14 protein-coding genes are annotated in these 15102 nt (G+C 62.9%); 4 read left to right on the top strand and 10 right to left on the bottom strand.

Going from position 1 to position 15102, the window contains the following annotated elements; translation table 11 throughout:
- Window positions 1-2 precede the first annotated feature (2 nt).
- On the top strand, window positions 3-464 hold the full coding sequence (locus AC1VVM_RS01075) for an ABC transporter permease (RefSeq protein ID WP_482955628.1): 462 nt from the start codon (window positions 3-5) through the stop codon (window positions 462-464).
- A gap of 716 nt (window positions 465-1180) precedes the next feature.
- Here AC1VVM_RS01075 and AC1VVM_RS01070 read toward each other — a convergent pair.
- Entirely contained in the window at window positions 1181-2458 is a 1278-nt protein-coding gene (locus tag AC1VVM_RS01070; protein WP_482904905.1) for a cytochrome P450, read from the bottom strand.
- A 182-nt stretch (window positions 2459-2640) separates the two neighbouring features.
- Between AC1VVM_RS01070 and AC1VVM_RS01065 the strand changes: the two genes are divergently transcribed.
- Window positions 2641-3909 carry an amidohydrolase family protein gene (locus AC1VVM_RS01065; RefSeq protein WP_132387297.1) on the top strand — a complete coding sequence of 423 codons (1269 nt, stop codon included), beginning with the start codon at window positions 2641-2643 and terminating at the stop codon, window positions 3907-3909.
- 713 nt (window positions 3910-4622) lie between these two features.
- Here AC1VVM_RS01065 and AC1VVM_RS01060 read toward each other — a convergent pair.
- The 4 genes from AC1VVM_RS01060 to mgtE form a co-directional block, all read right to left on the bottom strand.
- Window positions 4623-5555: a gliding motility protein GldB-related protein gene (locus AC1VVM_RS01060; protein ID WP_482904904.1), complete on the bottom strand. Its 933-nt coding sequence runs from the start codon at window positions 5553-5555 to the stop codon at window positions 4623-4625.
- Between the two features lie 192 nt (window positions 5556-5747).
- Window positions 5748-6584: an alpha/beta fold hydrolase gene (locus tag AC1VVM_RS01055; protein ID WP_482904903.1), complete on the bottom strand. Its 837-nt coding sequence runs from the start codon at window positions 6582-6584 to the stop codon at window positions 5748-5750.
- Window positions 6585-6783: 199 nt separating this feature from the next.
- On the bottom strand, window positions 6784-7185 hold the full coding sequence (locus tag AC1VVM_RS01050) for a DUF1489 family protein (RefSeq protein WP_132387291.1): 402 nt from the start codon (window positions 7183-7185) through the stop codon (window positions 6784-6786).
- 405 nt (window positions 7186-7590) lie between these two features.
- Window positions 7591-9057 (bottom strand): magnesium transporter, encoded by a 1467-nt coding sequence (mgtE, locus tag AC1VVM_RS01045; protein WP_482904902.1) that lies wholly within the window; start codon window positions 9055-9057, stop codon window positions 7591-7593.
- A gap of 172 nt (window positions 9058-9229) precedes the next feature.
- Between mgtE and AC1VVM_RS01040 the strand changes: the two genes are divergently transcribed.
- Window positions 9230-9700: a peptidylprolyl isomerase gene (locus tag AC1VVM_RS01040; RefSeq protein ID WP_132387287.1), complete on the top strand. Its 471-nt coding sequence runs from the start codon at window positions 9230-9232 to the stop codon at window positions 9698-9700.
- Window positions 9701-9761: 61 nt separating this feature from the next.
- Here the strand turns inward: AC1VVM_RS01040 and AC1VVM_RS01035 are convergent, their stop codons facing one another.
- The 4 genes from AC1VVM_RS01035 to ybeY all read right to left on the bottom strand — a co-directional run bounded on the left by AC1VVM_RS01035 (window position 9762) and on the right by ybeY (window position 13222).
- A complete protein-coding gene (locus AC1VVM_RS01035) occupies window positions 9762-10508 on the bottom strand; it encodes a DUF2059 domain-containing protein (RefSeq protein WP_482904901.1) in 747 nt (248 codons plus the stop codon).
- A 339-nt stretch (window positions 10509-10847) separates the two neighbouring features.
- A complete protein-coding gene (locus AC1VVM_RS01030; RefSeq protein WP_132387283.1) occupies window positions 10848-11732 on the bottom strand; it encodes a LysR substrate-binding domain-containing protein in 885 nt (294 codons plus the stop codon).
- A gap of 53 nt (window positions 11733-11785) precedes the next feature.
- Window positions 11786-12709, bottom strand: a complete 924-nt coding sequence (locus AC1VVM_RS01025; RefSeq protein ID WP_482904900.1) for a hemolysin family protein — start codon at window positions 12707-12709, stop codon at window positions 11786-11788.
- Window positions 12710-12730: 21 nt separating this feature from the next.
- Complete coding sequence (gene ybeY / locus AC1VVM_RS01020; RefSeq protein WP_482904899.1) at window positions 12731-13222, bottom strand: rRNA maturation RNase YbeY; 492 nt, start codon at window positions 13220-13222, stop codon at window positions 12731-12733.
- A 200-nt stretch (window positions 13223-13422) separates the two neighbouring features.
- On the opposite strand from ybeY, the gene AC1VVM_RS01015 reads away from it, so the two are divergent.
- On the top strand, window positions 13423-13722 hold the full coding sequence (locus tag AC1VVM_RS01015; protein ID WP_482904898.1) for a GIY-YIG nuclease family protein: 300 nt from the start codon (window positions 13423-13425) through the stop codon (window positions 13720-13722).
- Window positions 13723-13987: 265 nt separating this feature from the next.
- Here the strand turns inward: AC1VVM_RS01015 and AC1VVM_RS01010 are convergent, their stop codons facing one another.
- The gene (locus AC1VVM_RS01010) at window positions 13988-15007 is read right to left on the bottom strand and encodes a PhoH family protein (protein ID WP_132387275.1); all 1020 of its coding nucleotides are present in this window, start codon (window positions 15005-15007) and stop codon (window positions 13988-13990) included.
- Between the last annotated feature and the right edge of the window lie 95 nt (window positions 15008-15102).

Raw genomic sequence — 15102 nt, 5'->3', positions numbered from 1 at the left:
TGATGTCGAAAGTCTGGTCGATGGCGCTGGTGGTGCTGTTGGCCTCGGCGTTGTCGGTGAATCTGGTGGTGCGGGCGCTGATGCAGGTGCCGATCGCGGGATCGCTGCCGCTGTTCTTCGCCGGCGCCGGGCTGGTGCTGTTTTCGACCACCTCGATGGGCATTTTCCTCGCCACCATCGCGTGCAACATGCCGCAGTTCGGCATGTTGATGATCCTGGTGCTGCTGCCGCTCCAGATGCTGTCGGGCGGGAGTACGCCGCGCGAATCGATGCCGGAGCTGGTGCAGAACGTGATGCAGCTCGCGCCGACTACGCATTTCGTCGAACTGGGGCAGGCTATCCTGTTCCGGGGCGCGGGGTTCGACGTGGTCTGGCCGCAGTTCGCGGCCACCATCGGCATTGGCGCGGCGTTCTTCGCGATTGCGCTGGCCCGCTTCCGCTCGACCATCAGCGCGATGGCGTGAATGGCGATTCCGGGCGGCTGTTAGCGCCCATCGAGCAGTGCCCGGGAAATAAAATCTGCAAACTTTTCTTACTGCGACTGCCTCGCATCTGTCGCAAATTACTAATTTGCCTAAATAATAAGTACGCTCAGAAATTATCTGTCGGCGCGAGGCCCGTCGCCGTCCGCTTTTTATCGCATTTTTCCACCCCGGCGCCACGGACCAATCTAATACCTATAGGGTTGTATGCCGATACCTAAATGATATCAATCGCTGAACGTTTTGTAATTTGAATAATGAAATAAGAATGTTAGGGGCGCGCCGAACGAAGCGGATTGGTTGGACAAATATTAAGCGCGAGGGGTCGCTGCGAGATGATATTCGATACTTATCACTGCCCATGGGAGACAGCTGCAAACGATATGCAGGAGTGTGTATCTTTGTTAGATTACATGGACAATTATGAAGTCGGTTTCGCTAGCAGGGGTCAGGAAACTCTTTTCTTCAGAGTATTACAGCTCGCAGTCGAATTATTAGAAGCGTCAAAGCCTGAACAACTTGCGGCAGCCCGCGTCGATCTGACGCGGTTGTGCTGCCGCCGGTATCACTAAAGACCATTCCCGATCAGGCACGGAGGCGCAGGCCGCTCTTCCGGTTCCCGGAACAGGAACAGGCCTTCGCGCGCCAGAAGATCGCGGATCCGGGACGGCAGGCCTCCCGGAAATTCCGCGTTCCCTTTACGTTACATCCCACACGATCGGCAGGTTGCGGATCGAGAGCAGGCCGGGGAATACCGTGGTGTCTGCGCCCGGCTTCACCCGGAATTCGGGTATGCGCGCAAACCATTCTTCCAGCAGCAGCCGCAGTTCCCGCCGGGCAAGGTGGGCGCCAAGGCAGATGTGCACGCCCCCGACGAATGTGAAGTGGCGGTTTGCCTTGCGTTCGGGGTCGAACTCGCGCGGGTTTTCGAAGCGCGTGGGATCGAAGTTGCCGGAGGGATTGAGGCAGGAGAACGAATCCCCCTGTTTCACCTGAATCCCGTGCCACTCGAAGTCCTTCGTTGCCGAGCGCGCGGAAGAGAGGATCGGCTGGGTGCGGAGGAATTCCTCGACCGCAGAGTTGATCACTTCCGGATTCTCACGGATGCGCCGCTGCAATTCGGGCTGGAGCGCCATGCGGCGGAACATCTGCGCGATGGTGGCGGCCACGGTATCGAGCCCGCCGAGCCAGAGGAACCAGACCATGCCGATCTTCTCGTCATCGGTCAGCCCGCGGCCCTCGATCCGGCCATGGACGATGGACGAGACGAGGTGCTCGTCCGGATTGGCTTCCTTCTCGGCGATGAAGCTGCGCAGGAATTCGAGCACGCCGCGCAGCGCCGCCTGCATCTTTTCGAGGCTGCCGGAGTGGAGGATGTCCCACTCCCAATCGAGGAACTGGTCGAACTTCTCGTCCGGGAAGCCCATCAGGCCCATGAAGATGCGCACCGGATAGACCCGCGCGAAGTCCCACGCCATATCCACTTCGCCCTTGTCGGCGACGGCATCGATCATCTCGGTCACGATCTTGCGGATGGACGGCTCCAGCTCGCGGGTGATCCGCGCGGGGCTGAAGTAGGGCATCAGGTAGAGCCGGTACTTCTGGTGGTCCGGCGGATCGATGGCGAGCGGGATGGACTTGAACGTCTCTCCGATCAGGCGCTGGAATTCGGCGGTTCCGGCGTTCGAGAAGTGCTCGTTGTCCGAATAGACGCGCTCGATATCCTCGTAATGCGTGACCACCCAGTTGCCGCGCCGGTTGCCGCTGATGGCGCCGAGGCCGTGCATCGAGGGCGGGTTGAACAGCAGACGCGGAATCTCCGGCCCGGAAAGCCAGCCGCAGGGTTCGTAAGGGTCGACAAGATCGTTGGGCAGGGTGCCCATCGCGAAGCCGAGATCGACGATCCGGTCCTTCGGCACGTTGTCGGGGGCATCGAATTCGACACGGATATCGTCGAGCGTCTGCATTTGTGGCATGATGGTCTCTCCCGAGGTCATGGATGCCCGGGCATCCTTCCGGCGGCAAGGCGCGGCAAGGCAGCCGTGCAGTCCCCGACCGGCACCAAGGCCATTCATCGTCTCGGCGTTAGGCTCATCGATTGATTGCAGCCCCATGGGTTGCGACATGAGTCCTCAATACGTTTTTGGGAGATACGGCCATGGCCGACGCAGACACCAAGGAAATGAAGGACTCGGCACGCAAGTACTGGTCCTCCGAAGGCTACACCAGGGGCGGGGTGATCCGCGAGGTGGACTACGCCACCCAGTCGGGCGGGCTCGACCCGTCGCTGGAAGGCATCAAGATCGTCGATACCGACACCCACCTCAGCGAACCGCCGACGCTGTTCACCGACCGCGCGCCGATCGGCCTGAAGAGCAAGATGCCTTTCGTGAAGCGCGATGCCGATGGCGTCGACCGGTGGTATATTGGGGACCGCAACTGCGGTTCGCTGGGCGGCAACGTGATCCGCAAGGACAACAACAAGCTGCTCGGCCGCCTCGCTTTCCCGACGCTGGAAGAAGCGCATCCGGGCGGTCACGAGATTGCCCCGCGTCTTCAGGCGATGGACGACATGGGCGTCTATGCGCAGATCTGCTTCCAGAACTCGGGCGTCACCCAGGCGGGCATGCTGATGACGCTGGGCGATGACGATCTGGCCGTCACCATCATGAAGACGTTCAACGATTTCAACGCTGACTACCAGCGCGAATCGGGTGAACGTCTGTTTCCGATGGCGCACCTGCCGTTCTGGAACAAGGCGGAGATGGAGAAGGAAGCCCGCCGCTGCATCGACATGGGCCTGCGCGGCTTCGTGCTGCCCGACACCCCCGAACGCGTCGGCGTGCCCAGCTTCAACCATGAATACTGGACGCCGTTCCTGGAGATGATCGACGCCGAAGGCATCTCGCTCAACTTCCACCTCAACGCCGCGATCGACCCGAACACGCTGACCTGGGAAGGTTTCCAGTTCGAGCAGACGCTGTCGGTGGTCGCCACGATGTTCTCGATCGGCAACGCGGCAACGCTGGGCAACTGGATGGTCTCGGGCCGTCTGGACCGCCACCCGAACCTCAAGATCGGCCTGATCGAAAGCGGCATGGGCTGGGTGCCTTTCGCGGTGGAAGCGCTGGAACACCAGTTCCAGGAAATGCTGCCCAGCAAGCGCAACGTGCTGAAGAAGCAGCCCTGGGACTACTTCCGCGATCACTTCATGTGCACCTTCTGGTTCGAGAAAATCGCACCCAAGCTGCTGCTGGAAACCATCGGCGTGGGCAACGTGATGTTCGAAACCGACTTCCCGCACCCCACCTCGCTCTATCCGGGCGTGCAGGCGCACATCAAGGACGTACTGGGCGGTTACGACTTCGCCACCAAGAAGAAGGTTCTGCAGGACAACGCGGTGCGGTTCTACAAGCTGCCGTTCTGATTTATCGGGCTTGTTCTCAAGGAGAGGGCCGGAAGCGGGCAACCGCTTCCGGCCTTTTCGTTTGTGCGCGCGGTTTTGAGTCGGAGTGGACGTTCCGGATTCTCCGTCATTGCGGAAGCTGGGATGACGATGGAAGAAGGGTAGTTCCTCGCGAAACGTCATCCTGAACTTGTTTCAGGATCCATTCCTCGGCCTGTTCCGAACGGCGGGGGAAGGGCGCGGCGAGCGCGCGTTGCGGATCAAAGTGCAGTGCCGGGCGCGAGATGGGTTCAGGATGACGTGGAGGAGGAGGGGGCGCATCTTCTCTAATCCGGCCATGCCCCGCGATCCTGCCGGGGCCAAAACAGCCATCACCGCCTTGCCAATTGACTGACTGACCTCCCAACCCGTTCAGGCTGAGCTTGTCGAAGCCCCCGGAGGCGGGGCGCGAGGTTCCATCCCTCGACAGGCTCAGGATGAGAGGGGTGTGAGAAGGTGAGGCAGCCAACTTTTGGGCAATTTCCGCCGTTCATCGAACCCGGCACTGAAAAAGAAAAATGGGTTCACGCAGAGACGCGGAGGAGTGTCGTTTCGGGACAAGCCGCGTTCTTCTCCAAGGCTGCGGTTACCGCGCCGTCCGATAAAGAGATTGCGGCACGGCGCGTGCCTCTCTGCATCATGCCCAATTTCGATGTTCGAAAAAGCGCGAGATTCGGGCGGGAAGCCGGCGGGATCTAGCCCGCAATGGTCATCCCCGGCTTCCAGCCGCTCTCGGTCAGAAACGCCTTGGGATCGCGCATCGCATAGATTTCGCGCAGGGCCTGCTTCTCGTCATGCGCACGGGCGTAGTAGGCCTTGATGATCCGGTAGCCGACCCAGTAGCCCAGATCGCCGGGATGCGCCGGGTCGCCGACGCCGTTGTACATCCACGCCGAGAGATCGGTCTTGTCCATATCGCGCAGGAAGGCGTTATCGATCTCGGCCTCGCGGCCCTTCGTCCATGCCGCATGCTGGTAATCGCCGACGCCTCCGGAGATCAGTTTGGCGGTGAACTCGCCCGTGCCTTCCATCAGCGACATCGCCAGCACCGTCGCGCCGGGCGCATCGGGTTCGAGCGCCTGCTGCGCAGCCGATTGCTGGATATGCCCGTATTCGTGGGCGATCGTGTGGACGAAGCGGTTCTCGACATTCGGGTCCATGAAGTCCGCCGAACAGAGTGCCTCCAGCCCCATGGTCACCCCGCTGTCGTCGGTGAGTCCGACCGGCCGCCCGCGTCCGATCACGAACGTCACCGGCGGGAACTTCGCGTCGGGATAGAGCGCCGCCAGCTTAGCGAAAGCCTTGGCCAGCCGCAGCTTCACGGCGGGTAGCACGGCAAGGCAGCTTCGGGCTTTCTCGTAGACTTGGGGATGAGCGGCGATATTGGCGGCGATCCGGGGCCCGGTGACGGTACGCAGTTTCGCGATCTCGTGCAGGCCCGACGTACCGGGGCTGAGGTAATCGTTGTCCAGTTGCTCGGCAGTGGGATGTCCGCTCGCTGCGTCGTAGAGGCGGAAGAAGCGGTCGACGTCTTCGGTCAGGATCTGCGGCGGAGCCGGAGTTGCGGCCCCGACGGCGGATAGCGGGAGTGCAAGGCACAGCGCGAAAGCGACGAGGCGGCGGATCAACCGATGATGCTGACCGTTTCGTCGCTTTGCGTCAAATTACAGTGCGTTCCACTACGACGCGCCCGTGTTCCACCCGTCATCCCCGCGAAGGCGGGGAACCCGCTTCTTCTTGCGGCGTAGCAAAAAGGCAGCGGGGCCCGCGCCTTCTCGGGGGCGACGGGTCGATGGAAGTGTTAGCCTGCCCTCTACCGGTCAGCTCTGGATGAACGCCAGCAGATCGGCGTTGATCGCGTCCGCATGAGTCGTGTGCATGCCGTGCGGATAGCCGGGATAGACCTTGATCGACCCGTTCGGCAGCAGTTCGACCGACTTGCGCGAGGCATCGTCGATCGGGACGACCTGATCGTCATCCCCGTGCAGGCAGAGCGTGGGCACGGTGATCGCTTTCAGATCCTCGGTCTGGTCGGTTTCCGAGAAGGCCTTGATGCCGTCGTAATGCGCCTTGGCGCTGCCGATCATGCCCTGCCGCCACCAGTTGTCGATGGCGCCCTGGATTACCTCGGCACCGGGGCGGTTGAAGCCGTAGAAGGGCCCGCTCGGCACGTCGATATAGAACTGCGCACGATTGGCGGCGAGCCCGGCGCGGAAGCTGTCGAAGACCTCGATCGGCAGGCCGCCCGGATTCTCCGGAGTCCGGAGCATCAGCGGCGGAACCGCGCTCATCAGCACGGCCTTGGCCACGCGCCCGGAAGGCTGGCCATGTCGCGCGACATAGCGCGCCACTTCGCCGCCGCCGGTGGAATGGCCGATATGCACGACGTTGCGCAGGTCAAGATGCTCCACCACCGCGAAAGCATCGGCGGCATAGTGGTCCATCGTGTGCCCATCGCTCACTTGCGTAGACCGCCCATGGCCGCGCCGGTCATGGGCGACCACGCGGAAGCCGTGCTGGAGGAAAAACAGCATCTGCGCGTCCCAGTCGTCGGCCGAAAGCGGCCAGCCGTGGTGGAACATGATCGGCTGGGCCTCCTTGGGGCCCCAGTCCTTGAAGAAGATTTCAACGCCGTCCTTGGTGGTGACGAAGCTCATGGCTCGGTCCTTTTCCGTCATGTTGGGGAGGAGAGGAAAGTCGAACACGCGCGCCCGGGTCGTCCGGCAAGTTTCGGACAACATGGGCGAATCTGGATTATGAGGCGACGGGCGGAGGCTAGTGGAGCCTTGCCCGCCTTTCAAGTGCAAGCGACGGGGCGGCCGCTGCGCGCCATGGATCGAGGCCAGAGCGTTAGAGCTAGACCAGTCCGAGCTTGGCCAGTTCGCGGGCGAGGGCGGGCGGCATGGCATCGCCGGCGGTCTCGCCATCCTGAAGGTCGCGGGGGGCGTCGGCCTCGGCCAGATAGCGCCAGCCCTGATGCGCGCGCTTGGGCTTGGTGACGACGGGCACGAGTTGCGGCGCCAGCCGGATCCACCAGCGGCCATCGTCGCGCTGCTCGAAGCCGAGGATTTCGGAACGGCCGATCAGCGCGTGCTCGTAGATCCAGTAGAGCGAGCCGCCGACCATCTCTTCGTGCCGCTTGGGCAGATAGCGCGTGGTGAGCCGTGCCTCGCCCACGTCATCGTGGCTTTCCAGCCATGCGCGAAGGTCCGCCGGGCTCTCGGCGGAGAAGGCGATCTTGGTCATGTGCAGCGGCATCGACGCTAGATAGGAGCGCGCGGGGGTGAGGGCCAGTGGGTTTTGTGCAAAGCTTTGCGGCTGGCGGGTGCCTACCCACTCCGCTCATCCTGAGCCTGTAGAAGGATGGGGAGGCGTGGCGCCTCGTCCCCGGGCCTTCGACAGGCTCAGGCTGAGCGGGTTAGAGGTGGTGGTTCTGGGAGGGGACGTTGCCGCCGGTCTCGTTCAGGAACACGGTTTACGAGCAGGCCACTGCAATTTCGTCGCCCCCGCGAAGGCGGGGGCCCCGCTGCCTTTACAAGCTCTCGACCCTCACAAGAGAAGCGGGATCCCCGCCTTCGCGGAGATGACGGAAAATTTTGATGCCTTTGATCGCTGTGTATCCGACGGGCGGTTTCCCCCTTCCGCCGAGCGCGAGCCCAGCGATCACGCCAGTCCGGTCAACACCGCCAGCCCAAGGAACGAGAAGAAGCCCATCGTATCCGTCGCCGTGGTCACGAACACGGCTGAGGATACGGCGGGGTCGATCCGGAACCGGTCGAGCGCGACGGGCACGAGGATGCCGGCCAGCCCTGCGGTCAGGTTGTTCACCAGCATGGCGGTCGCGATCACCGCCCCCAGCAGCGGGTTGTTGAACAGCAGCCACGTCCCCGTGCCGATCAGCGCGCCAAGGGCAAAGCCATTGGTCATCGCGATCCGGAATTCGCGGAAGATCATGCGCCAGGTGTTCGAATCGGTGAGCTGGTTGGTGGCGATCGCGCGCACGACCACGGCCAGTGTCTGGGTGCCCGCGTTGCCGCCCATGCCCGAAACGATCGGCATCAGGACCGCCAGCAGCGCGAACTTGGTGATCGCGCCCTGAAACAGCCCGACCACGCTGGAGGCCAGCATCGCCGTGCCGAGGTTGACCACCAGCCACGCCAGTCGCGTGCGCACGGTGACGAGGATCGGCTCGTTGATGTCGCCGTCGCCTGCACCGGACAGGCGCAGGATGTCCTCGCTCGCTTCTTCCTGAATGATGTGGACGATGTCGTCGACCGTGATCTGGCCGATCAGGCGGCCCACACCATCGACCACCGCCGCCGAGATCAGCGCGTATTTCTGGAAGCGCAGCGCGACTTCTTCCTGGTCCATGTCGGCTGGGATCAGCGTCTGGTCGCGCGACATCACATCGCCCAGCGGGATGTTGCGCGGGGTGCGCAGGATCCACGAAAGCGCGCAAGTGCCGATCGGGCGGTGCATCGGATCTACGATGAACACTTCCCAGAACTCGGTCGGCAATTCGCGATGCTCGCGCAGGAAATCGATAAGGTCGCCCACTGTCATGGACTCGGGCACCGCGACGAAATCGCGGCTCATCAGGCGGCCTGCGGATTCCTCGGGATAGGACAGCGCGGTTTCGATGGCCGCGCGGTCTTCCGGCTCCATCTCGGCAAGGACGGCCTGCTGGTCCTCCTCGTCGAGGTCTTCCAGCATGGCGACGGCGTCGTCGGTGTCCAGCTGTTCGGCGATCTCGGCCACGACGTCGGCGGGCAGCGCTTCGACCAGCGCCTCGCGCACCCAGTCGTTGAGTTCGGCGATCACCTCCACGCTCATCAGGTCGCGGATGGCGCGGGCAAGGTCGAGGCGCTCGTGCTCGTCGAACAGCTCGAAAAGGTCGGCGATGTCGGCCGGATGGAGCGGCTCGACAAGGTCGTAGACGCGCTCGAAATCCTCGTCGTGCAGCGCGTCCTTCACGCTGCGCACGAAGTCGGATTTCAGATGGTTGTCGCGGTCGAGGCTATCCGAATCCTTGCCCGAATCGCGGCCGGATTCAGGCTCCGGATCGGGAGGAGCGTCCTGCGCACCCAACGCGCGATCCTTCTGCTCTTCCTGAAGATCCGTTTCCGTCATGCTGGCCGGTCTAAGCGGCAAATCCGCAATTGCAACCGGGGCAGGGAAATGTGCGCAAATTGGGGCACAAATTCAGGTGGACGTGACATTACGGTCATCCGCCTTATATCGGTCGCAAGCCAGTGCCGCGCGGCCAGTTCTGCGCGGACGGACAACATTGGAGACTATTGCGATGGCCGACGAATTTCTGACCTTCACTCTCGACACCGGCAATGGCGAAGGCGGCGACGTCAAGATCAAGCTGCGCCCCGACCTTGCGCCCGGCCATGTCGAGCGCATCAAGGAACTGGTGGGCGAGGGCTTCTACGATGGCATCAAGTTCCACCGCGTGATCCCGGGCTTCATGGCGCAGGGCGGCTGCCCCAACGGCACCGGCATGGGCGGTTCGGACAAGCCTGACCTCAAGGCCGAATTCAACGCCGAGCCGCACGTGCGCGGCGTCTGCTCGATGGCCCGCACCAGCGCGCCGCACTCGGCCAACAGCCAGTTCTTCATCTGCTTCGACGATGCACGCTTCCTGGACAAGCAGTACACCGTCTGGGGCCAGGTGGTCGAAGGCATGGAAAACGTCGACGCGCTGCCCAAGGGCGAGCCGCCGCGCGAGCCGGGCAAGATCGTGAAGGCGACCATTTCGGAAGGCTGATCCTTCCCGAACGCCTGAAATTGCGAAGGGGCGGTTCCGTGAGGAACCGCCCCTTTTTCGTTTATGACTTGGACTTCGTCGCCTTGGCTTTCTCGCTTTTTTCGAGTTCGCTTTCGGAAATGCCGAGGATCTGGGCAAGCCTTGCCTTTTCCGCCTTCGAGAGGTCCGCGTATGTGCGTTCCGGCGGAAGGTCAGCCATGGCGGCCTTCGCCTTTTCCCCCATTGCCGGCATCATCTTCATGAGCTTGGGAACCATGCCCTGCATCTTGGCCATGACTTCCGGCGACATCATGATGAGGTAGGAATTGGCGGCGAATTCGTTGCCTGTCGGCGTAGCGAAGAAGGCGTTGATATCGCCCAACTGCGCGGTGCTGTACTTGGCGGCATAAGCCTCGACGAGGCCTTCGCGGACGTCCGGTTCGACTTCGTTCATCGTGTCGGCCAACTGCCCCATGACGGCATGGGTAACGACCTTCATGCGTTCCTTGAAGGAAGGATCATAGATATCCATGATCTCCTGAAGCGAAGCAGGGCTGAGCTTTGAGGTATCCACCCCGGTCATGCCCGCGAAATCCTTGATCGGCATATGCATCATGGAATCCATCATGCTGTCCATCATCTTGTCCATCGTGCCGTTCATCAGGCGCGCATAGGTGCCGGCGGGAAAGACATGGTCGACGGCACGCTGCGCAGCGGCCAACCGTGCGGGATCGGTGACGACAGCAACAGGTGCCTGAGCGGGCTCTGCAGCCAAGGCAGGCGCGGACGTGAGGAATAGAGCCGCAGCGGCGGCAAGAACAGGACGCATGGATAAATCCCGGATCACGCGAAGGATTTCGCGGGAAGCTGCATAGTTCGCCATGCGGGGATGGGGAATGAAATTACCGCAAGGTCAGGTGGTTGCCATGACCTCAGCGCGCGTAGCGCTTCGAAAAGGATTCACGCAGAGCCGCGGAGGCGCAGAGAGGGCGCCCAATGACGCGAATTCGTGAGGGCTTGGCACCCCCGGTCTATCGGTGGCAGAGCGACGTTGCCGCAAGCGCGACATCTTTGCGCCTCCGCGTCTCTGCGTGAACCAAAAAAAACGTCGCCCTCCGCGATGCGGGGGCGACGTCAGAATTGCAGCGGTGTGATGGAGTCTGAAAACTCAGAGGCCCGCTTGCAGCAGCCACTCGTGGAAGATGCGCACCGGGCGGCTCTCCAGCGCCTTCGGCTTGCACACGAACCAGTAGCGATAGGGGCTCTCGACATCGACGTCGAACAGCCGGGCCAGGCGGTTGTCATGGCTGCGGCGGAAGTGGTCGTCGTGCATGATGGCAATGCCAAGGCCCTGCGCCGCGGCTTCCAGCACCAGCTGGCCGGAATCGAAACGGTCGACCGAGGCGGGCTCCAGCTTGTTCATGCCCATCGCCTGCTTCCAGGCGTCGAGGCTCTCGGGCAGGTCCTGATGGATCAGGAAGGTCTGCTTGGACAGGATCGCCTCGTCCGGGACATTGCCGATCTCGGCCGCCATCTCCTTGGAGGTGATGGCGTAGACCTTGTTGTGGTCCAACTGGATGCGATAGTAGGCCGGGTCCGGTTCCTTGGCGAGGATGATGGCGGCGTCCAGAGTGTCGCCCACGCGGTCTTCAAGGTGCGTGCCGGTATCGATGTCGATGTGCAGGCGCGGGTGCAGCTTGCGCAGTTCCGGCAGGCGCGGGAACAGACGCTGGCCGCCGAACAGCGACGGCACGCCCAAGTGCAGGCGCAGCACCTGACCGCGATCGATCTGCGATTCCACGGCCTCCGCGAGTTCTTCCAGCTTGGGGCCGACCACGTTGTAGAAGGCCATGCCTTCGTCGGTCAGCTTCATCGACTGGTGCTGGCGCGTGAACAGGCGCTTGCCGGTGAAATCCTCCAGCGCGGCAACGCGGCGCGAGAGGGCGGAGGGGGAAAGCGCCAGTTCGTTAGCCGCCGCCTTGGCCGAACCAAGGCGGACGACGCGGACGAAGGCTTCAAGCGCGCGCAGCGGGGGGAGTCGGCGTACTGGCAATGTCTCGTCTTTTCACTCGGAATACAGCGCCGACCGGAATGGCGACGCCGGGGTTAATCTGGTGTTTCGGCCGCCTCCGGGGCGGGCGGATGGAGCCGAAGCCGCGTCACGCGCCGTTCGTCGCCGTCGGTGACTTCGATCCGCCAGCCGCTGCCGTGTTCGAGGACCGTGCCGACTTCCGGGACACCGCCGGCCAGGACGAATGCCAGGCCACCCAGCGTGTCTACCGCTTCCTCGACTTCGGCGAGGCGCGGATCGATCCGTTCCGCCACATCCTCAAGCTCGACGCGGGCGTCGGCGTCCCAGATACCGCTCTCTTGCGAAATTAGCAACTCTTCGGGGGCATCATCGTGCTCATCCTCGATGTTGCCCACGATTTCTTCGACCAAGTCCTCGATCGTGATGAGGCCGTCGGTGCCGGAATATTCATCGATCACCACGGCCAGATGCGTGCGCTGGGCGCGCATGTCGACCAGCACGTCCAGCGCGCCGCGTGATTGCGGCACGTAGAGCGGCTGGCGCAGCAGCGTGGTCCAGTCCTCGGGCGGCTGCTCGCCGCGCGCGAGGATCGGGAACACGTCCTTGATGTGGATCATGCCCTTGATGGCGTCGAGCGAATCTCCATAGACCGGCATGCGGCTATGGCCGTGCTCGGCAAAGGCCTCGATCACATCGGCCCATTTGGCCGAAGCGGGGATCGCCACGATCTCGCTGCGCGGTACGGCCACGTCATCGGCATCATGCTCGCTGAAGTGGAGCAGGTTGCGCAGCATCTGCCGTTCCAGCGGCGAAAGATCGCCCTTGGCGGCGCTGGTTTCCTCGGCGTCGCCCTCGTGCTCGTTGATGACGCCTTCGATCTGCGCGCGGAGCGACTGATCGACGTCGTTCTGGAAGAGCCTTCGGAAGACACGCCAGAGCGTGCCGGTACTGTCACCTTCTCCCGAGCCGGGCTCGGTGTGGCGGCCATTCTCGGCCATCGTGCTTGGTTATCCCTGACGTTAAATTCGATCCCCATATGGGTCGGGAATGCCGATCAGGGCAAGGGCCTTTGTTTCCAGCGCTTCCATCGCCACCGCATCGGCCTCGGAAATCTCGTGGTCGAGCCCGGCAAGGTGCAGCAGGCCGTGGACGATCAGGTGGGTGGCGTGGTTTTCGACCGAAATGCCCTTTTCCGCTGCCTCGCGCGTGCAGGTCTCGCAGGCGAGAGCGAGGTCGCCCAGCATCTCCGGCGGTCCGTCGGGGGCGAGGGCGAGTAGGTCGGCGCGATCCAGCATGGGGAAGGACAGCACGTTGGTAGGCTTGTCCTTGGCGCGCCATTCGCGGTTGAGGACGTGGACTTCCTCGTCCGACGTGAACAGCAGGCTGGTGATGAGCCGCTGGTTGTCCAGCTCGGGCGCGACCTCGACCAGCGCTTCGAGCGCGCGTTCGGCAAGGTCGGCCCAGTCGGTTTCCGCGGGCCAGGGTGCTTCGATGTCGATTTCGAGGTCCATTTCCGGGTCCTTACGCGCAGACGCGCGTCCGGTCGAGCGGAGGGGAGAGAAAAGGAAGCGGGATCCCCGCCTTCGCGGGGATGACGTAGGTAAGTAGCGGGGATTTAACTGGCAATCGATCTCTTTGTGGACAGCATCTGCAACACAAGTTTCGTCGCCCCCGCGAAGGCGGGGGCCCCGCTTTTCTTGGAGCCATCGACATGGAGAAAGGCGGCTGGCTCTACATGACCAGCGACCGTTATCGCGGAGGCATCTACACCGGGGTCACCGCGCATCTCCAACGCCGCATCTGGCAGCACCGTGAGGGTTCGGGGTCCGTGTTCGTCCGCGAATACGGTTTCACAAGGCTGGTTTACGCCGAGCGGTACGACGAAATCGAATATGCGATTCGCCGGGAGAAGGCGGTCAAGAAATGGCGGCGCGAGTGGAAGATCACGTTGATCGAGACGATCAACCCAGACTGGGAGGACATGTTCGATCGGCTTGGCGGGGTGCTGTGACGCCAGAAAAGCGGGGCCCCCCGCCTTCGCGGGGGCGACGGTGCTTTTTTGTGCGGCCTTCCGTTTTTGTACGGCCTTTTGTTCAAAGCTAACGGTCGAGTTTTAGCGCAAAGTTCGCGGTCGCCGGTGGTTTGAAACTGCGGATGGTTCGAGACCACTGTCAGTTCGCAAACCACCGCCAATTTGAAACCGACGTTGGGCACGGCCAACATCGGCCCCAAAAATCACGTCGTCCCCGCGAAGGCGGGGACCCCGCTTGTTCTTCCTATTCCGGCTTACCCTCATAAGCCTCAACGATCCGCCCGACGATCGGATGGCGCACAACGTCGGCCGAGGTGAAGCGGGTAACGTCGATCCCATCCACGCCTTCAAGCCGCTGCACCGCGTCGGCAAGGCCGCTCATGCGGTCGCCGCCGGGGATGTCGACCTGCCGGGGGTCGCCGCAAACGACCATGCGGCTGTTCTGGCCGAAGCGGGTGAGGAACATCTTCATCTGCTCGCGCGTGGTGTTCTGCGCTTCGTCGAGGATGATGAAGGCATCGGCCAGCGTGCGGCCGCGCATGAAGGCGATCGGTGCGATCTCGATCTCGCCGTTGGCAAGGCGGCGTTCCACCTGCTCGGGCGGCATGCAGTCGTAGAGCGCATCGTAGAGCGGGCGCAGGTAAGGGTCGACCTTGTCCTTCATGTCGCCGGGCAGGAAGCCCAGCTTCTCGCCCGCCTCGACCGCAGGACGCGAGAGGATCAGGCGCTGGACCGAGCCGGTCATCAACTGCGAAACCGCCTGCGCCACCGCGACATAAGTCTTGCCGGTACCAGCCGGGCCGAGCGCGAAGATCACGTCGGACCGGGCCAGTGCGCGCATATATTCGATCTGCGTGGCGGAGCGCGGCACGATGGTCTTGCGGCGGGTGCGGATCATGATCGGCGGTGCGCCGGCATCGCCGCTGATGATCCCTTCCAGCGTCGGTTCCGAGGACATCGCGATCAGCGATTCGATTGCGCCCGAATCGAGATCCTGGCCCATTTCCAGCCGGTGATACATGCCCTTGATCGTATCGCGCGCGCGGGCGACGGAATCTTCGGGGCCTTCGATCTGGATGCGGTTTCCGCGCGCCGAGATATAGACGCCAAGCCGGTTTTCCACCTGCACGAGATTGGAATCGAACTGGCCGAACACGGCTCCAAGCAGCGTCGGCTCGTCGAACTCGACCTCGGCACGCGCCCTGCGATTGGTTTCGGGGCGGAACTGCGCCGGATCTCCGGCACGGGCTGCTTTTCGGGCCATGCGCTCCTTTCGGGTGAGGATGCTTCGTTCTGTCCCGAAGATGGCTCCGCGCGTCGCTGCGCGCAAGGCGGGGGTTTTCGAAAATTGCCCGCTTC

The organism is Novosphingobium sp. BL-S-33, from assembly GCF_056857025.1.
This window is presented reverse-complemented; position numbering and strand designations above follow the sequence as displayed.